At 42.0% G+C, this 16989-nt stretch carries 15 protein-coding genes; 5 read left to right on the top strand and 10 right to left on the bottom strand.

What is annotated here, in order from left to right; translation table 11 throughout:
• Positions 1-19: 19 nt before the first annotated feature.
• Genes ACLPIE_RS02205 through ACLPIE_RS02190 form a run of 4 tightly spaced genes read right to left on the bottom strand, consistent with a single transcriptional unit; the run spans position 20 to position 3883 of the window.
• Positions 20-1036 (bottom strand): alpha/beta hydrolase, encoded by a 1017-nt coding sequence (locus ACLPIE_RS02205; RefSeq protein ID WP_430259251.1) that lies wholly within the window; start codon positions 1034-1036, stop codon positions 20-22.
• A gap of 44 nt (positions 1037-1080) precedes the next feature.
• The gene (locus tag ACLPIE_RS02200) at positions 1081-2196 is read right to left on the bottom strand and encodes an alpha/beta hydrolase (RefSeq protein WP_430259249.1); all 1116 of its coding nucleotides are present in this window, start codon (positions 2194-2196) and stop codon (positions 1081-1083) included.
• A gap of 6 nt (positions 2197-2202) precedes the next feature.
• Complete coding sequence (locus ACLPIE_RS02195; RefSeq protein WP_430259247.1) at positions 2203-2679, bottom strand: cyclophilin-like fold protein; 477 nt, start codon at positions 2677-2679, stop codon at positions 2203-2205.
• Position 2680: 1 nt separating this feature from the next.
• Positions 2681-3883, bottom strand: coding sequence for an MFS transporter (locus tag ACLPIE_RS02190; RefSeq protein WP_430259245.1), 1203 nt, complete (start codon positions 3881-3883; stop codon positions 2681-2683).
• Positions 3884-4009: 126 nt separating this feature from the next.
• On the opposite strand from ACLPIE_RS02190, the gene ACLPIE_RS02185 reads away from it, so the two are divergent.
• The 4 genes from ACLPIE_RS02185 (at position 4010) to ACLPIE_RS02170 (ending at position 6374) form a co-directional block, all read left to right on the top strand.
• Positions 4010-4903, top strand: a complete 894-nt coding sequence (locus ACLPIE_RS02185; RefSeq protein WP_430259243.1) for a LysR family transcriptional regulator — start codon at positions 4010-4012, stop codon at positions 4901-4903.
• Between the two features lie 483 nt (positions 4904-5386).
• A complete protein-coding gene (locus ACLPIE_RS02180; RefSeq protein WP_430259241.1) occupies positions 5387-5719 on the top strand; it encodes a zinc ABC transporter substrate-binding protein in 333 nt (110 codons plus the stop codon).
• An 18-nt stretch (positions 5720-5737) separates the two neighbouring features.
• On the top strand, positions 5738-6082 hold the full coding sequence (locus ACLPIE_RS02175) for a hypothetical protein (RefSeq protein WP_430259239.1): 345 nt from the start codon (positions 5738-5740) through the stop codon (positions 6080-6082).
• A gap of 16 nt (positions 6083-6098) precedes the next feature.
• Positions 6099-6374, top strand: coding sequence for a hypothetical protein (locus ACLPIE_RS02170; RefSeq protein ID WP_430259237.1), 276 nt, complete (start codon positions 6099-6101; stop codon positions 6372-6374).
• 55 nt (positions 6375-6429) lie between these two features.
• Here the strand turns inward: ACLPIE_RS02170 and ACLPIE_RS02165 are convergent, their stop codons facing one another.
• The 6 genes from ACLPIE_RS02165 to ACLPIE_RS02140 form a co-directional block, all read right to left on the bottom strand.
• Positions 6430-7749: a cytochrome c gene (locus ACLPIE_RS02165; protein WP_430259235.1), complete on the bottom strand. Its 1320-nt coding sequence runs from the start codon at positions 7747-7749 to the stop codon at positions 6430-6432.
• An 11-nt stretch (positions 7750-7760) separates the two neighbouring features.
• Positions 7761-8327, bottom strand: coding sequence for a (2Fe-2S)-binding protein (locus tag ACLPIE_RS02160; protein ID WP_430259233.1), 567 nt, complete (start codon positions 8325-8327; stop codon positions 7761-7763).
• Positions 8324-11242 (bottom strand): xanthine dehydrogenase family protein molybdopterin-binding subunit, encoded by a 2919-nt coding sequence (locus ACLPIE_RS02155; RefSeq protein WP_430259231.1) that lies wholly within the window; start codon positions 11240-11242, stop codon positions 8324-8326. Before ACLPIE_RS02155 ends, ACLPIE_RS02160 begins: the two co-directional genes overlap by 4 nt.
• A 431-nt stretch (positions 11243-11673) precedes the next feature.
• Positions 11674-12909, bottom strand: a complete 1236-nt coding sequence (locus ACLPIE_RS02150) for a c-type cytochrome (protein ID WP_430259229.1) — start codon at positions 12907-12909, stop codon at positions 11674-11676.
• Positions 12906-13457, bottom strand: coding sequence for a (2Fe-2S)-binding protein (locus ACLPIE_RS02145; RefSeq protein WP_430259227.1), 552 nt, complete (start codon positions 13455-13457; stop codon positions 12906-12908). The genes ACLPIE_RS02150 and ACLPIE_RS02145 overlap by 4 nt, the downstream gene beginning before the upstream one ends.
• On the bottom strand, positions 13454-16249 hold the full coding sequence (locus ACLPIE_RS02140) for a xanthine dehydrogenase family protein molybdopterin-binding subunit (RefSeq protein ID WP_430259225.1): 2796 nt from the start codon (positions 16247-16249) through the stop codon (positions 13454-13456). Before ACLPIE_RS02140 ends, ACLPIE_RS02145 begins: the two co-directional genes overlap by 4 nt.
• Positions 16250-16424: 175 nt before the next feature.
• Between ACLPIE_RS02140 and ACLPIE_RS02135 the strand changes: the two genes are divergently transcribed.
• Positions 16425-16988, top strand: a complete 564-nt coding sequence (locus ACLPIE_RS02135) for a nucleotidyltransferase family protein (protein WP_430259223.1) — start codon at positions 16425-16427, stop codon at positions 16986-16988.
• Position 16989 lies beyond the last annotated feature (1 nt).

Below are 16989 nucleotides of genomic sequence, written 5' to 3'. Positions count from 1 at the left end.
CGATAACACCATATTACATTCATCTTAAATACCGTGAGAAAAAGTGCCCCACCTCAGTGAAATGAGTCATAGTTTCGGATGCATTTGGGTCCATATGGTACTGAGCATGAGACATTCCTTCAAATATAATTAAATTTGCATCAACGCCTGCTTGACGTAATTTTAAGTGCATACGAACAGTGTTACTTAAAAATAAATCTCGCGTACCTGAGGTTAATAATGTGGGAGGAAATCCTGTAACGTCACTATAAATAGGTGAAAGCATTGGGTTTTTTAAATCATACCCATTCGCGTAAAGCTTTGCTGCATCACCTAACCAGCCATCATAGCTGACTAAAACATTATCGACGCCTTCATTCGTAAAATAGCTATCCCCAGTTTTTGTTAAATCAGACCAAGGTGTACCGGGGGCTATAGCAGCAGGCAAAGGTAACCCAGCCGTCTTAATCCGTAACATAAGGGCTAGCGTCATGCCACCGCCCGCCGAAGTGCCAAATACACCAATTTTATTTGCGGGTACACTTTTTAATAACGTTTGATAAGCATCAAAAGCATCATCTAGTGCGGCTGGATAAGGATGTTCTGGTGGCATTCGGTAATCAACCACAATGACTCGATACCCTGCGATCCCCGCCATATAAGTTGCCTCTAATGTCCCTGCTTCTCCCGCACCAAGAACATAACCCCCCCCATGAAGATTGAGCAACACACGGTCTTGATTTTCTTTTTTCATCCGTTTAGGGGTAAGAATAAAAATAGGCACGTTACCGAGTTTATTCGCTTCTAATGAAACTTCTAATTGTTGGCGCAACGCGGGTAATGTTGTTTCAATTGCAGTATCAAAATCTTGAACCCATTGATTCCACTCTTGTGCATTTTTAGGATGAACGTCCCACGAAGATGCAGGTTTGGCAATCAAAGACTGCATCTGTGTGCTGACCGTGTTTGGAATAGGAAACTGACGAGTCTCGCTCGAAGAAAAAGCAAAGAAAGTCATTGTAAAATTGACCAACAAAGTAAACAGTATTTTTCTCAATGTATTTACCTCAATTGTGATTTAATGACTAAACAGGCTATAACTTATAAATTTTGCTGAAAAAAAACAGTGAGTTTATCGAAAGGGATCTTGCTTGGATTATCATATAAATCAACATGATCAGCATTTGGAATAATCAAGAGTTCTTTAGGTTCTGAAGCGACTTTGTACACATCTTCAGAATAATAACGAGAATGTGCATTTTCCCCTGCAATCAGCAAAATTGGTCTTGGTGATATCATTTCAATATTGGTATGCATTGGAAAATTAAAAAAAGATATAGGCGTTGTTGCTGTCCACGCGGTTGTTGAGTTAATTGAACGAGGATGAAAACCTCGAGGAGTACGATAATAATCAAAAAATGCGGCTAATACAGGCGGTGCATTCTCTGGCAAAGTCTCCGGTAAAACACGTTGTCCCTCGATAATGTTGCCATCTTCATCGAATGGTACCTCATGGTAACCTAAAGCATAGTGTTCATTTTTTGCATCTTTCCAGCGCTGCTGGCTAAGATAATCAATCACTTTATGTCGTTCTTCAATGGTGTAACTATCTTGGTACCCACGGCTAATGCTGCGAGACATATCGTACATTGATGCTGTCGCTACGGCTTTAATACGTGAATCGCTACTCGCTGCAGTTAAAGCCATACCACTTAATCCACAAATAGCTAGCACCCCAATACGGCTACGGTCAACATTTGGCTGTAGACCTAAAAAATCAACAGCCGCACTAAAGTCTTCCGTATTGATATCCGCAGAAGCAACATTTCGAGGCTCGCCCCCGCTTTCTCCTGTAAAAGAGGGATCAAATGCGAGGGTAATAAAACCACGCTCTGCTAATGTTTGCGCATACAACCCCGAAGACTGCTCTTTTACTGCGCCAAATGGACCACTCAATACTATTGCAGCAAATAACCCACTGGTATGTTTAGGTTGATATAAATCTCCGACTAAGGTTAAACCATAGCGATTTTTGAATGTGACTTTTTTATGTTCAACGTTATCACTCTTTACAAAGGTTTTATCCCAGAGCTCACTGAAATTTGTATTTGGTTGCGCTAATACTGGCGCTGTAATTATTGATGTCATACCTGCGACTGCAATACTTGCCCCTGTTAATTTCAATAAATCTCTACGTTCATGATTCATAATGTGCATCCTCTTTTAGTCATTTCTTTGGATAAGCTCTATTACGGCTTGTTTTGGTGATGTAAATTCCAGATATTCCAGTCCTTGAGTTATTTTTCCTAATTTAAATAACCCTGATGAGTAACTAAATGGTTGATAAAAAATAGCGATATTCCCCCAAGGGGCATAATAAGTAATGTCTCCCACTTCTGGCACGATCCCACTGGATGTATTACCGGTCAGTAACTTTCGGGGAAGATAAGCGATTTTTTCTGTGGATGAGTAGTCTGCCAACTCAACGGTGAGTGGTAATAAACTGATAAAATCACGCGTTATTTCTGAATCTTCTAATTCTGCCTTGATGATTTGCGTATCAAGACGAATTTCGATTAAATATACTTTAGGTTCTATTGGTAAATTATGAGCCAATAATGGCGGGTTGATGCAGCCAAATACTGACAGAAAATAAAAAGTTAATGAGGTAAGTTTATTTTTAAATAATAGATTCAACATATTATTTTTCCTTTTCAGCCTTTGCTGTGCATTGGATAAGTATTGCTGCGACGACAAGAAATAACGCACTGATTGCAAAAGTACTTTCATACCCCATCAAATCAAATAATATGCCTCCCACCGAAGCACCACAGGCAATGGAAAGTTGGATCACTGCAACCATCAATCCTCCTCCTGCTTCTGCGTTATTTGAAAATATGCGAGGTATCCAGCTCCACCAACCAACAGGCGCCGCAGTCGCGATAAACCCCCAAATACTCAATAATGCGATGGCAGTAAGACTGGAATAGCCAAAGAAAATAAGTGATACAGCAATACTGGCCATCAATAGTGGAATGGCGATTAATGTTTGATAGAACCCTATTTTTAATACTCGATTAATCAGTAGGGTTCCGATAAATCCCGTAATACCAATAAGTAACAAGATAAATGTCACCATCGCGATATCGACTTTTACTACGGTCTCAAGAAAAGGGCGCACATAAGTAAATAAGGTGAATTGCCCCATAAAAAATAACCCGACGGCAAGCATACCCAGTGCGATAACACGGTATTTAAAAAAACTAAAAATACTGAAAATCTGAGGCGTGTTTTGATGAGTGTTCGGAACAGTTGGCATTGAGGGTAGACTCACCCATAACCATACAATAGTTGCCACTGCAATAGGCACTAACCCCCAAAAGGCACCTCGCCACCCAATAGTTGAGCCTAAATAAGCTCCTAAAGGTGCAGCAATAACCGTTGCTAGCGCATTACCGCTATTGAAAATGGCCAGCGCTTTAGGAACTTGGTCTATAGGTACAAGGCGCATTGCTGTCGCAGCAGACATAGACCAAAAACCACCAACAACAACACCAATTAGCGCACGACCAACCATATAAATATAATAATTAGAGGCCAAGGCAATCATTGCACCTGACACTCCCATTAAGACCGTAAGCCCTAGTAATAAGGTTTTACGATTTAAATTATGAGTAAGTGCAGAAATAAATAAGCTCGTTATGACAGCAAATATTCCTGAGATAGTAATACCTTGTCCTGCCATTCCTTCAGTCACTTGAAAATCAAGCGCTAATGGCGTTAGCAGGCTCACAGGCATAAATTCTGAGGCTATCAATACAAAAACACATAGCGTCATGGCAAAAACTGCACTCCAGTTCGCTCTTTCGGGAAAGTTTCGCTCTTGAAAAATGACATTATCCATTGGTTATATTCATCTATATACCTACGATATTTAATGGACATCATCATGGCACATCGGTAATAATTTAATTAGTGGGTATAATCTTTATGAACTTGTGAGAAAAATTCATTAATAATGAAAGGTAAAATGAATGACTTGCACGCTTTTCTGATCGTTGCTCAAGAGCAAAGTTTTACAAAAGCAGCTGCAAGACTTGGTGTGACCCCTTCGGCCTTAAGCCATACAATACGACTTTTGGAAGAACGTTTAGGGATTCGACTTCTCGCAAGAACAACCCGAAATGTTTCAGTGACAGAGGCTGGCGCACAACTAATGAATGCCATTCGTCCTCTATTTGAACAGATCGATATTGAACTTAATGCATTAAGTGAGTTACGAGATAGCCCTAGAGGGACTATTCGCTTAAGTTGTACCGATGACCAAATTGAAATTTATATTCGACCGATATTGAATAATTTTTTACAAAAATACCCTGATATCACAATAGAAATATATGTGGATTATGGTTTTACAAATATTGTTGAAGAACGTTTCGATGCAGGAATTCGAATTGGTGATGATATCAATAAAGACATGATAGCCGTTCGCATTGGACCAGATTGGCGCTTAATTGCGGTCGCTTCACCAGAATATTTTAAGCGATACCCTAAACCTTTATTTCCTAAAGACTTATCTGAGCATCAATGTATCAATATTCGCCATCGTGCGGCGGGGGCTATTTATGCGTGGGAATTTAAACAAGATGGTCATATAACAAGTATAAAGGTGGATGGGCAACTCGTTTTCAATAGTACATTACACCAGTTAAATGCAGCACTTGATGGAATGGGAATAGCCTATATTCCAGAACATTTAGCAGAGCCTTATATTGCCAAGGGGAAGTTACAGACTGTATTAATCGATTATAGTCCTTACTTTGAAGGTTTTCACCTGTATTATCCAAACCGTCGGCAGTCCTCGCCCGCTTTTATGGCTTTTGTAGAAGCTATAAGGTATCGATTCGAGGATCATCACAAATAAAGGTTAATATAATCGCTCTCTATGTCTTTTTCGTATTATAGAGTTAAGTTTATTATATAAGTAATACATCCGCTGTTCGCTCAAAGCAAACGGAAATGAGGTTGTGCTGTAAAATTTTTAACTAGAAAAGTGATCTATGTAGCCATATAAAACAACGGTGATAAATGCATTATCGTCAGTTTTAAGTGAGACGTCATGAAAAAAAAATGAATTAATTCAAGTAACAAAACTAACTCGCGCTCAACTCATTCGTTCGGTAGCAACCTCTACAGCGATTGAAACAGGGCAAGAGTCTCGTTGTCTTGAAGAACAGATGCAAGTAAAACGTGAGAAGTTTGGATATTTGAAATTGGCTGTCTAGTTCGCTTTTAAGGCTTCATTAACCCAGTATTTCATAGGCTCATGATTAAGGTTTAACCCTACGTGGATTGCTGCAATGTATTAAAGTGTCTGAAAGATATTAATGATACTAAGGCAAAAGAGATGACCAAGAATGAAATCTATATAGAGATGTTATTTTGGATATTACCCCATATTAGGAATATGCAAACTCAAGATAAAAAATGCAGACTGAAAGATAAGTCTTGTTACTATGAATCTGAGCTTATACATAATTTACCAAATAAGTTATTAATTGATGAGTTTACAAGCAGCGATCTTTCATTTTTAAATCATCAGGCTAGGTATTATCATGATGAATGTAATTCAACCATAAGCATCCTTTATAATAATAATTTAGAATTGATTCGAAAGCTGTTTGAGCTTGTTCCTGAAGATCTGCGGCCACAACTGAAGTGGAATGGCCCATCCAATTAAATCACGCAGAGGCATAGGGTGATAATAGAAGAACTTCCTGATGAGATTGACTTCTTAAGTTTTTTTGAAAGTGAGCCTATTTATCGAGATATTGAGGATGCAATTACGTTTGGTTATGAATATCAACATGATGGTATTAGTTTGTTGTTTTATTTTACGGCTTTGGAAGGGCGGGTGACGTTAATTCTAAAACAAAAAGAGGTAAAACTCATGCATCTGTATTTAGAGAACATAGCGAAGATTACAATTACGGAAGATGAACGCGCACTTCTCATTTATCCACAGTCGGGGAGTGACGCTAATCACTATTATGTACAAGTTAGGCCATCAATTTTGATTAATAATCGCGGATATTGCTGTTAATTGATTGAGGATGCGAATGATGCTACCAGCGATAATTGACAGTGTTTATCTTACAGATATTCAATATAAAAATGACGAGGCATATTTAACCATTGTGGTTAATGGGGTGAGTGATGTCTTTGTTTGTTACCCTAAAACGGGAGATATTTCGGTAATAAGTCATTCTGAAGCGCTTTGGGAATTATTAGTGCATTTAATGCCTTATGAGAACTCAATCAATAAGAAAATCTTTGAAAGCGTTTGGAACTTTATCAAGGGCAAGAGCATAAATTTTCCCGTGAAGTTGATATAAGTTTTATTTTCAATAAATTAGCACCTATTGATTGCCTTTCAATAGGTGCTAGGTGCTATTGCGCTGCTTTTTTCAGTTTTTCAACTTGCTCAGCCGTGACAGGCTTGCCTTGTCCACCCCATTCGGCGCGAGCCCATGATAGTAGATTGGCAATTTCTTGCGGGTCTAAATCATCAGCAAAACTTGGCATGGCGTACATGCGCTGACCATTTGGGAACGTGGTAGTCGGAATACCGGTTAAGACCACGCTAATAAAGGTTTCAGGGCTATCCATGGCTAAGATAGCATTGCCTTTTAAGGCGGGAATACCGTTTGGAACGCCTTCACCTGTAATGCCATGACAACCTGCACAGGTTGACATATACATTAAACGGCCTTGTTCCATAATTTCGCCGATATCAGTCGGTGGCGGGGTATTAGTTTCTGGCAGCGGTGCTGGCGGTGCTTTCGCACCGAGTATTTCCCCTTGCTTATCCGTCATCAAATAAATCGCCATATCATCGACATCACGCTTATTCATCTGACTGGTGGAAAAGTGAGTGACGGTGCTCATATCGGCAAATGCAGAGCCTTGAGGCGCATTGCCTGTAAGTAAAAATTCACTCAGTGAAGCGGTATCATAGCCATGTTTAGATAAAGCCTCTGCGGTAATGTCAGGAATAGCCAACCCAGCCTCTTCCCCCCCTTGAAGTGAACGTGAGAATTCAACCCCCATCATAAAGTTACGAGGTGAGTGACAAGCACCGCAGTGAGCTAACCCTTCAACGATATAAGCACCTCTGTTCCACTCGGCGGAACGCTGCGGATCATGAGGGGCATTTTGTTTTGGAAAATTGAGCAATGTCCAAAAGTTCATAAATGGGCGAACAGGAAGAACAAAAACACCAGTATTCTCTTTATTTGGCACCGCCATAGGCGGTAGTGACATCACATAAGCATACAGGGCATCAATATCTTCCGATGTGGTCATGTGGGTAAAGACAAATGGCATGGCAGGGTAGAGATTGCCTCTTTCTTTACCTATACCGTCTTTTAACGCTCGATGGAAATCAGCACGGGTATAGTTGCCAATACCAAATTGCTTATCTGGGGTGATGTTAGTGGAGTAGATAGTACCAAAAGGGGTACCAATGGCACGACCACCAGCGGCTAAAGGGCCTTCCGGTAATGAGTGACAACCAAAACAGTCTCCTGCTGTGGCCAGTTCTTGCCCTCGAGGTAATAATTTAGCCACTTCTTCAGAGGTCAGCGGCTTATCCAAATCAGGCCCGATGCTAGATGTCCGAAACGCACCAAATAAGATGGCAAGCATTAATATAATGAATAATAAAATAATAATATAAATGCTTTTGCGTAGTGAACGGGATTTCGTCATGGTCATTCTCCCTAATCAATCACACAGCCGGGGGTGTCGAGAGCCACTTTCTTCACCGCTTGGTAATAACGCACATAGCCTGTACAGCGGCAAATGTGTTCATTTAGCGCCTCTTCAATGGCATGCTCTAATTCGTCACGTTTAACGGGGTTTTTCTTGAGGTTATCGAGAAAAACTGTTGCGCCTGTGACAAAACCCGGTGCGCAATAACCGCATTGAAAGGAAAAGTTTTCGATGAACGCTTGTTGAATAGGCGTTAGTTCGACGACTTTTCCTTGTTCGTCGAGCTTGGCTTGCCCTTCAATGGTGACAATATTTTTGTTATTGAAATAATGAGCACCAAAGATACACGTGCGGCTTTCGACGGTTGAGCCATCGGGTAGAATTTCCATAATGGTGCAAGCGTGGCAAATGCCTTGCCCGCAGCCAAAGTGGGTACCTGTCAGGTCTAAATATTCATGTAAAAACTCAATCATGGGCATTCCAACAGGGACATCAATGGGGCCCACTTTTTGACCATTTATGGTTAAGGTTAACGGTTTACGCCCAATAATAGGAACGGCATTTTTTATCTTCATGATAGTGCCTTTTTAATTTTATCTACCGTAATTGGGAATTCATAGAAACGCTTGCCTGTTGCATGGGTTAACGCATTGCTAGTCGCTGGCAAAATAGGGATCATGCCAAGTTCTGCCATGCCTTTCGGGGGCGATGTTTCTGAAAGCGGCGGTAAGTAATCGATGGTTTGTTGCCAAACAGCAACGTCTTTAGCGCGTGGTAGGACATAACGGTTAAAGTTCCAAGTCCCGTTACCCGGTCCCTCTTCGTAGAGTGGCAACTCTTCCATTAGCGCATGACCGATCCCCATTGCGGTACCGCCTTGAATTTGCCCTGAAACCAGTTCAGGGACAATCATTGTACCGGGGTCCATAATCATATGATGGCGCATCACATCCACTTCTCCGGTCATGGTGTTGACATTCAGTTCAACCAAGCAGGAGGCGGGTGTCACGGTGGTTGGGTCAGCCTTCGCACGCTGTGTAGGTGGGTAGTAGGCAATTTTACGTTTGATAAAATGATACCCCCCGGTGGTCATTTGTTTTTTCAGTTCTGGTGGCGCACCGTTACCATAGCGTACAGAAATAGCATCAAGCGGTAGATTTTTTAAACCAATGGTTGGAATATCAAACTCAGCGCGTGCCCACTGCCAGCTAGAATAACCATGCACCGCCACGCCGGTAATGAGCCCCATTTCATGAGCTCTCTTAGCTAAAATATCGAAGGGGATTGGCTTCATCCCACCGCCGCCAATGCCTTCAGGCCCTACTCGAATATCTGCGAACTCTACATTTAGACCATTAAAAGCGCCTCCCCCAGGGCCTTCGCTCCAGATACTTTTCGCCGCAGGCCAGAGGGTATTTTCGAGTAAAAAATGGCCTGCTTGGCGAGTCCCAAAGCCAATATAGTAAACCCCGCTTGATGAACTCATATCTGGGATTAACGCAGGCGTCCAATAAGGGTCGCTTTTAGCGAGTTCGTCTTGTTTTTTCTGATCGGCCCAACTGGTTTTTAGGGGTAATTCTTTAAACTCAGTAACACCAAACTCAACTACGTCAGGTGCTTTACTGAGCGCTTGCCATACCATGACTTGCTGCGCTGTCGTTCCACCAGTACCAATTTCTTGCATACAATGGCGCATAGTGAGTTTGCCGGTCTCATCAAATTCGAGAGATAAAATAGTGGGTACACCGCTAGAACCGTAAACTTGCTGTACTTGAGCGAAACCAACACCATACAATTTGCCGGGGTTTTTAGCCTCATATTCGGCTTTGTTTTTTTCACGATCGACCCAAATCGGGTGTTTTTCTGCGAGGTTTAACATTTCTACGTTACGAGGATCTCCTGCAATCACTCCACCTTGAGTGTTAGGATAGCCTTCTAAGATGGCATTACGGCGACGCAGTTCAATAGGGTCGATATTAAGGTTGTGGGCGATTTCATCAACCATTAACTCTGTTACTGCCATAGACTGTAAGGAGCCAAAACCGCGCATTGAGCCTGCTTCAACGGCTGGTGTTGCCATCGCAAGGGCGGTTAAATCGGATTTGGGAAAATAATAAATGGACTGAGCGCCCCGAACGGCAACGTGGGAAACTGCAACAGAGAGGTTTTCACGACCACCGCCATTGCAGTTATATGTCCCTTTTAAAACCTCAAATTTACCTGTTTTTTTATCACCAATAATGGTGACGTCCATTTCAATGGAATGGCGTTTCATCCCCATCTGGAACTGTTCATAGCGGTCATTCGCCATACGGACAGGCAATCCATTGGCGTAGAAACTTGCCACCATCGCATAGAAAGGGAAAACCGAATAATCTTTTGAGCCATATCCAACCGTTGAACCCGTTAATAAAATGATATTTTTAACGGTAAAATGCGGGTTGTTTTTGGATAGTTCTGCTGCCGCATTGACAACGCCTGCGGGGGACTGGGTTGCAGTTAAAATATGCAGCGTTTTTGTTTCTGCGTCATACCATGTATTGCAGTTATCAGGCTCCATCGCACAAGGGTCGATAGATTGCGAAAAGCCGTGACGTTCAATGACAAATTTATCTGGGTTTTCACGGGCGGCGGCAATTTCTTGCTCAATTTGCCGTGTGTAATCCATAGCTCTTTCTTGCTTGTCAGGGTTTTTTTCTGCTTGATGAAGAGCTTGAATAAAGCCGCCACCTCGGTCTTTACGAATTACAGGCGGAACGGTGATAGCATGTTTGGGGTCGTAAGGTGGCCAAACGGGGGTGTTACCATCAAAGCCGCCTTTGATCCCTGAATCTTGGTAAGGGGAGAAAATAGACGGGGACAGAGGTGTTTCACCGCCAATACGGACGTAACGAGCTGCACCGTAGTTAGCCGGAGGTTTTGGGCCTGTGACAGCGCCATATTTCACGACTTCTGTATTGAAGCGTAGCATACGCTGTGCAGCACTATAGTTGTCAAAATCATGATAGATTAAAATCGCAACAGGGTGGCCGATAATCGGCGGTGTTTCACCCATAGGAACGAGGATATTCGTGCCATAAAAACCTTTCCCCATGCTGGTATCTTGAGGAATATTCAAACCATCGCGAATAAGGTCTTCTTGCAAAACCACTCTATCAGGTTGCAAGTTTGGCCCTAAAACTGAAATATCGATACCTTCAAAGGTTTTATCTGCCTGAGTCGCTTTTAACATAAAGGCATAACTTTGTTTTTTAGGCCAACCAGGGATGTCTTTGGCTCGGTAGTCTCTGGCAAAGTTTTTACGACCGGTTACTTTTTCGACGCCATCCCAACGAAAACGGGCTTTACCATTTTGGCCAATCCAATCTGTTGCAGGAGAGTCAGAATCAAGCTCCAAAGCAATGGCAAAAGGAAGTTTGCCGACCATGACGGCAATACCGGCAATGGTACCGAGTTTAATAAAATTACGTCTAGATATATGTCCCGACATTGTATGCTCCCTGATTATCTTATTAGGGTTTTTTATTAGCTATGGAGATAATAATATTGTTTAATTATGGAATTAGATTACTTTCACTCGATTAATTATGAATCATAATACGATAGTCTATATCTGATAATGACTAAGTTGCATAATAAGTTGCATAAACAGTAAGGGTATCTATAAAGGTATATGGATATTGAGTAAAGGCATTTATTCAAGAAAGTGAATAATATTGTATAGATCATCTTAATTGAACAATATTGAATAAAACCACTGGCTATTATTAGGTTTAATAATAGAAGGTGAAAATAGGCGTGTAAATATAAATAGTTAAACTTAATATGTATTTAAATATATAGCGGTTTGATTTTAAATTAAATCGGTACTAAAAAAACGGACTTACTTGTTATAAAGTAAATCCGTTTTAATTGGCGTATTTATTGACGTAACGCTTTTATCTGCTCGGGAGTGACATCAGCAGGCTGTCCTCCCCATTGCACACGAAGGAAATTGACTAACTCACTGATTTGTTGGTCATTCAGCTTGTTGGCAAACCCTGGCATGCTTTGCATACTTTGGTTATTTGGGAAAGGCTGCTCCGGCAAACCATCTAAAATAGTATTAATCAAGTTGGTACTGTTAGCGTCTCGTAATGTCGAGTTCCCTTTGAGTGCAACGGCGACATTCGGTTTGCCATCTCCATCGTAGGCGTGACAACCAGAGCAAGTTTCCAAATAAATTTGGCGGCCTTGAGGGTTTCCTTCACCTATTGTGAGTGGTGAGGTTGCTGGTGGGTTGTCCCCCATTAAATAGGTGGCAATGGCTTTGTTGTCTTCAGCCGTTAAGTGTTGGGAACTGAGATAAATTACAGGATGCATATCACTAAAAGCAGAGCCTTGTGGTGTCAGTCCGGTCATAAAGAATTGCTGTAGGCTTTCTTTATTCCAGCCTCGTTGCGCTAAGGCTTCAGGCGTAATATCAGGGGCCATAAAGCGGCCTAAAGCCCCCCCTTTCATAAAGTTATCCAACTCCATTTCACCCAGTTTTCCCCTTGGGGTATGACATTCAGCACAATGTTCTAATACATTAACTAAATATTTACCTCGAACCCATTCAGGTGAGCTACCTTGTGAGCTATTGGGGAGTGGCTTGTCATTGAAAAATAGCAAATTCCAACCAATCATTGCCATACGTTGATTTAAAGGGAATGGCAGTGAGTTTTCAGGGGGCGCAACATCAACCGCAGGTTGGTTCATTAAATAGCTATAGATAGCATCAGAATCTTCGCGAGTTATTCCTTTATAAGAGGTATAAGGCATAGCGGGATAAAGATGCTTACTTGGCGGAGAAATACCTTGGGTAAGGGCTTTATAAAACTCATCTTTGGTCCAACGGCCGATACCAAAGTCAGCTGAAGGCGTTAAATTGCTGCTGTAGATGGTGCCAAACGGTGTATCGAGAGGAAAGCCGCCTGCCAATGGAGCACCATTAGCACTAGTGTGGCAGGCTGCACAGTCACCGGCGATAGTCAGGTAGCGGCCCCGTTCAATTTCTTGCGTTGATGCGGTGACTTTTTGCACGGGACCATCGAGCGTACGGCTTTCATACCAATATAATACCGCCCAGACAATAATAATAATGGCGATAAGCCATAATAGAATCCGTTTCATCATTTTATGGCCTCCTTCAGTAATCCTGGCGTGCTTAGGACTACATCACGTACAGCTTCGTAATAACGAACATAGCCTGTGCAGCGGCAGATATGATTATTCAGAGCTTGTTTAATCGCTTCTTCTAAATCTTCTTCAGCGATTGGGTTTTTCTGTAATTGTTCAATAAAAACAGTGGCGGCATTTACAAAGCCAGGGGTGCAGTAGCCACACTGGAAGCTGAAGTGTTCAACAAACGCTTGTTGGACTGGTGATAATTTAACATCGCCATTTTCTTCTTTGGTGGCAGCCCCTTCGATAGTCCGAATACTTTTGTTATTGAAAAAATGTGCCCCTGTAATGCAGGTACGGATTTCTTCACTAGTGCCGGATGGATGATCGAGTATCACCACACACGCATGGCAAATGCCTTGTCCACAGCCCAGTCTTGAACCTGTTAGATCTAAGTATTCATGTAGAAAATCAATCATCATGAGACCTTCTGGTACATCTATCGGTCCATAAGATTGGCCATTGATGGTTAAGGTCAGGGGAAGGAAATTTAGGCTCATGATATTACCTCTTTAATGTCTTCAGGGCGTACAGGTAGGCGCAGGAAATGGTGTCCTGTTGCATCAGCAATAGCGTTTACGATAGAGGAAACGACAGGGATCATCACAACCTCTGCCACACCTTTGGGCGGATCAGTTTCCGAAAGCCCCGGTAAAATTTCATTGGTTTGTTTCCAGACGGCAACATCGCTTGCTAATGGTAAGTGGTAACGATTGAAATTCCATGTCCCATTACCGGGGCCATCTTCGTAGAGAGGTAAATATTCATGAAGAGCATGACCAATCCCCATCGCCAAGCCACCTTGAATTTGCCCTGAAACTAATTGAGGAACAATTAGATTACCGCACTCAACAACGGTGTGGTGGTCGAGGAGTTCAACATGACCTGTGGCCTTATCAATTGACAGCTCTGAAAGGGTGGCTACGGCACTGTAGTAAGTCACCCCTGCATTATTACGTTGGGTATCGGGATAATAGGCTTTTTCTCGGTGGCAAACTTGGTAGTCTTTATCGGCAAAGCGTAAAGAAAGTCCATCAATAGATAAGCGACGGGTTTCACCATTGATTTTAAAATCAGCCTCAGCCCATTGCCAACGGTTGAATACGTGGCAAACTGCGCCTGTCACTCCTCCCATTGCAAAGGTTCGCTCAATTAAACGTGAGAGACTCAGAATTTCTAACCCGTCGGCAGTTAAACCATTTTCAACCCAACGAGCATCTTCACGGCGTACAACGAGAGGGGCTGCTTGCCCGTCACCAATCCCTTCTTGCCAAATTGACATTGCAGCAGGCCATAATCCATATTCAAAGACTAATCGAGCTGCCTCATCTGTACTTTGTGTAAAATAGTAAGCGGAGTTACTGGCACTGGCTGGGGAACAATAGTTCGGTGTCCACAACGGGTTTTGGGATAATTTTTCTTGTTCTTCTGGTGACATAGCGAATGGATTACCGCTTGAAACCATTGGCAAGATAGACCAGTCGACGACAGAAAAATGCGCTTCTTCAGCAGGTTTTCCAAGCCATTTAGCACAGACAACCGCTTGGGACGTTGACATACCGGTGCCTATTTCTGCGCCACTATGGTAGATAGCAATTTTACCTTCAGGTGTGAGCTCGACACGGGCAAATGAGGATTCAGCGCCAGTACCAAAGTCTTTTTGCACACAAGAAATGCCTGTACCAAATAACTTACCACTATTTTTAGCTTCAAAATCGGCTTTACGTTTGGCTCTTTCTAGCCACATCGGGTGTTCTGCACAGCGAGAGAGAACTTCATCGGCTCGAATTGCACCACCTGGAATAGCCCCTTGAGTATTTTTCATCCCTGATTTCATGAGGTTTTTTAATCTAAACTCGATGGGATCTGCATTGAGTAATTTAGCGGCTTCTTCCATTAACATATCGATGGCAGCCATGGCTTGTAAGGTACCATAACCACGAGCTGAACCTGCGTCTACTGCTCTTGAGGCAATACCAACAGCAGATAAGTCACTGCGCGGAATATAATAAATTGCCTGTGCCCCCGTCGCTCCGACCATCACAACGGAAGGTGTGAAGTTGCATCGTCCACCACCATCACCGATAAAAGAGGCAGAAAGAGCTTCAATTTTATGTGTGTTTTTATTAACCGCTAAAGTGTAATCCATATCAAAGGCATGGCGCTTAATTGTTGATTGGAACTGTTCATAGCGGTCATTTGCTAGGCGAATAGGGACGCCATCACCATATAGTGTCGCCATAGCGCCATAATATGGGAACGGACTATGGTCTTTAGAGCCATAACCCACAGTGAAACACGGGTGTAAAAAAATACGCTTAATTGGAAATTTTGATTTTGCTAGCATTTCCGGTAGTGACGCAGCTACCTCTTGTGGCGACTGTGTTGGGATCACTAAATGGAAAGATTGTGTTTTGGCATCATACCAACCATTAGCGTTATCGGGTTCTAATGCTGCGGTATCGATAGATTGGGAGAAATATTTGCGCTTAATAATTAGCCAGTCATCAGGCGGATTTTCTAGCTGTTTAGCGAGGTTATCCGCATAAAACATGCCTTCTTCATCGAGTTTCCCCCCTTCGCGTCCTTCCGGCCAAACCGGTAAGTGTTTTTTCATGCCAATAGGGGATATTGGCATATCTTTCATACTGGAGAATATATCGGGTGAATAGGGGGTTTCGCCACCAATTCGTACTCCGCGATAGCTTCCCCAAGGATCGCGTTGTAATGGGCCTGTGTACTCACCATACTTAATGATATCGTCACGGAACTTCAAGGTTTCTTTGGCAAAGTTGAATTTCGCAAAATCATGATAAACCAGTAAAGCCACGGCTTGTCCTAAATAAGCGGGGGTTTTTCCTTCTGGTAGTAACATGTCATTGCCATAAAAATCAGGGAATGCTACCCCGTCTTTTTCTAAGTCTGCCGCGGTGACGAGTTTGTCTGGCATTAGGCCATCACTGAGTAAGCTGAGGTCAAAGCCTTGATAAATTTTATCGGCTTGAGTCACACGCAGTAAGAATGCGTGGCCTTGTTGCTTTGGCCAATGTGGGATATCGCGAGCGCGAATATCCCTGGCAAAGACTTTTTCTCCTTGGACTTTAGAATAGCCATCAATTCGAAACTGAATTTGCTTACTTTCAGGGTTCCAATCAGGTGATTGTAGAATTTTTTCTTCGAATAGCACGTCAAAAGCACGGCTATAGAGAGGGGCTAAATACACGGATATCCCAGCAACAACAGCACATCTTAAAAAGTGTCTGCGGGAGAGTTCGACATTGCTTTTGCTCATAATACACCCTTACACTTATTTTCTTATTTTAATCAACCGCCTATTTTCGTAGAAAAGCATAAAAGAATTTATTCAGATATACATGGATAAATGTGCGGCGATAGGACTTGTTTTAGTATTTAATATCCATTATTTATTATATATACAAAAATAATATTAAATAGAAATAAATTATATGAAAATTGGGATATTAATTGTAGCAGCTGGAAAAAGTGAACGTTATCAACAGGCTGGGGGAAATGGGAATAAATTAAATAGTGTATTGGTAAAGCATAGTATATTTGAAGAAACACTAATAAATTCAATAGCAAGTGGGCTTTCTATTCATGTGGTTACCCGCCCAGATAACGAGGGTGTCATTCACAGTTGTTTACAAAGTAACATTCCTTTTTCGACATTAGAAAGTCAGGGATTAGGTGATTCCATTGCTTATGGTGTACGAAAAACAGCCAGTTGGGATGGGTGGTTAATTCATTTAGCAGATATGCCGTATGTTCGCAGTGAAACTATTCTCCATGTTGCCAATGAATTGAAAAAATATCCATTAGTTCGCCCTTATTATCATGGACAAATAGGTCATCCAGTAGGAATATCTGCAAGGTATATTGATGAGCTAATAAGTTTAACGGGAGACGATGGCGCAAAATCCATATTACGAAATCGTACTATTCATCAAATAGAAATAAATGATAATAGTGTTATTAATGATATAGATTATCCCATTACCGTGAGCAAATAAG

Origin of the sequence: Providencia sp. Me31A (genome assembly GCF_050487165.1) — a bacterium.
Taxonomy (GTDB): domain Bacteria; phylum Pseudomonadota; class Gammaproteobacteria; order Enterobacterales; family Enterobacteriaceae; genus Providencia.
Note: the sequence above shows the minus strand (reverse complement) of the source record. Positions and strands in the feature narration are given on the sequence as shown.

Coding starts and splice junctions, on each gene's coding strand:
- ACLPIE_RS02200 (WP_430259249.1), bottom strand. CDS start 2,196: ATGCACATTATGAATCATGAACGTAGAGATTTATTGAAATTAACAGGG.
- ACLPIE_RS02195 (WP_430259247.1), bottom strand. CDS start 2,679: ATGTTGAATCTATTATTTAAAAATAAACTTACCTCATTAACTTTTTAT.
- ACLPIE_RS02190 (WP_430259245.1), bottom strand. CDS start 3,883: ATGGATAATGTCATTTTTCAAGAGCGAAACTTTCCCGAAAGAGCGAAC.
- ACLPIE_RS02185 (WP_430259243.1), top strand. CDS start 4,010: ATGAATGACTTGCACGCTTTTCTGATCGTTGCTCAAGAGCAAAGTTTT.
- ACLPIE_RS02180 (WP_430259241.1), top strand. CDS start 5,387: ATGACCAAGAATGAAATCTATATAGAGATGTTATTTTGGATATTACCC.
- ACLPIE_RS02170 (WP_430259237.1), top strand. CDS start 6,099: ATGATGCTACCAGCGATAATTGACAGTGTTTATCTTACAGATATTCAA.
- ACLPIE_RS02165 (WP_430259235.1), bottom strand. CDS start 7,749: ATGACGAAATCCCGTTCACTACGCAAAAGCATTTATATTATTATTTTA.
- ACLPIE_RS02160 (WP_430259233.1), bottom strand. CDS start 8,327: ATGAAGATAAAAAATGCCGTTCCTATTATTGGGCGTAAACCGTTAACC.
- ACLPIE_RS02155 (WP_430259231.1), bottom strand. CDS start 11,242: ATGTCGGGACATATATCTAGACGTAATTTTATTAAACTCGGTACCATT.
- ACLPIE_RS02150 (WP_430259229.1), bottom strand. CDS start 12,909: ATGATGAAACGGATTCTATTATGGCTTATCGCCATTATTATTATTGTC.
- ACLPIE_RS02145 (WP_430259227.1), bottom strand. CDS start 13,457: ATGAGCCTAAATTTCCTTCCCCTGACCTTAACCATCAATGGCCAATCT.
- ACLPIE_RS02140 (WP_430259225.1), bottom strand. CDS start 16,249: ATGAGCAAAAGCAATGTCGAACTCTCCCGCAGACACTTTTTAAGATGT.
- ACLPIE_RS02135 (WP_430259223.1), top strand. CDS start 16,425: ATGAAAATTGGGATATTAATTGTAGCAGCTGGAAAAAGTGAACGTTAT.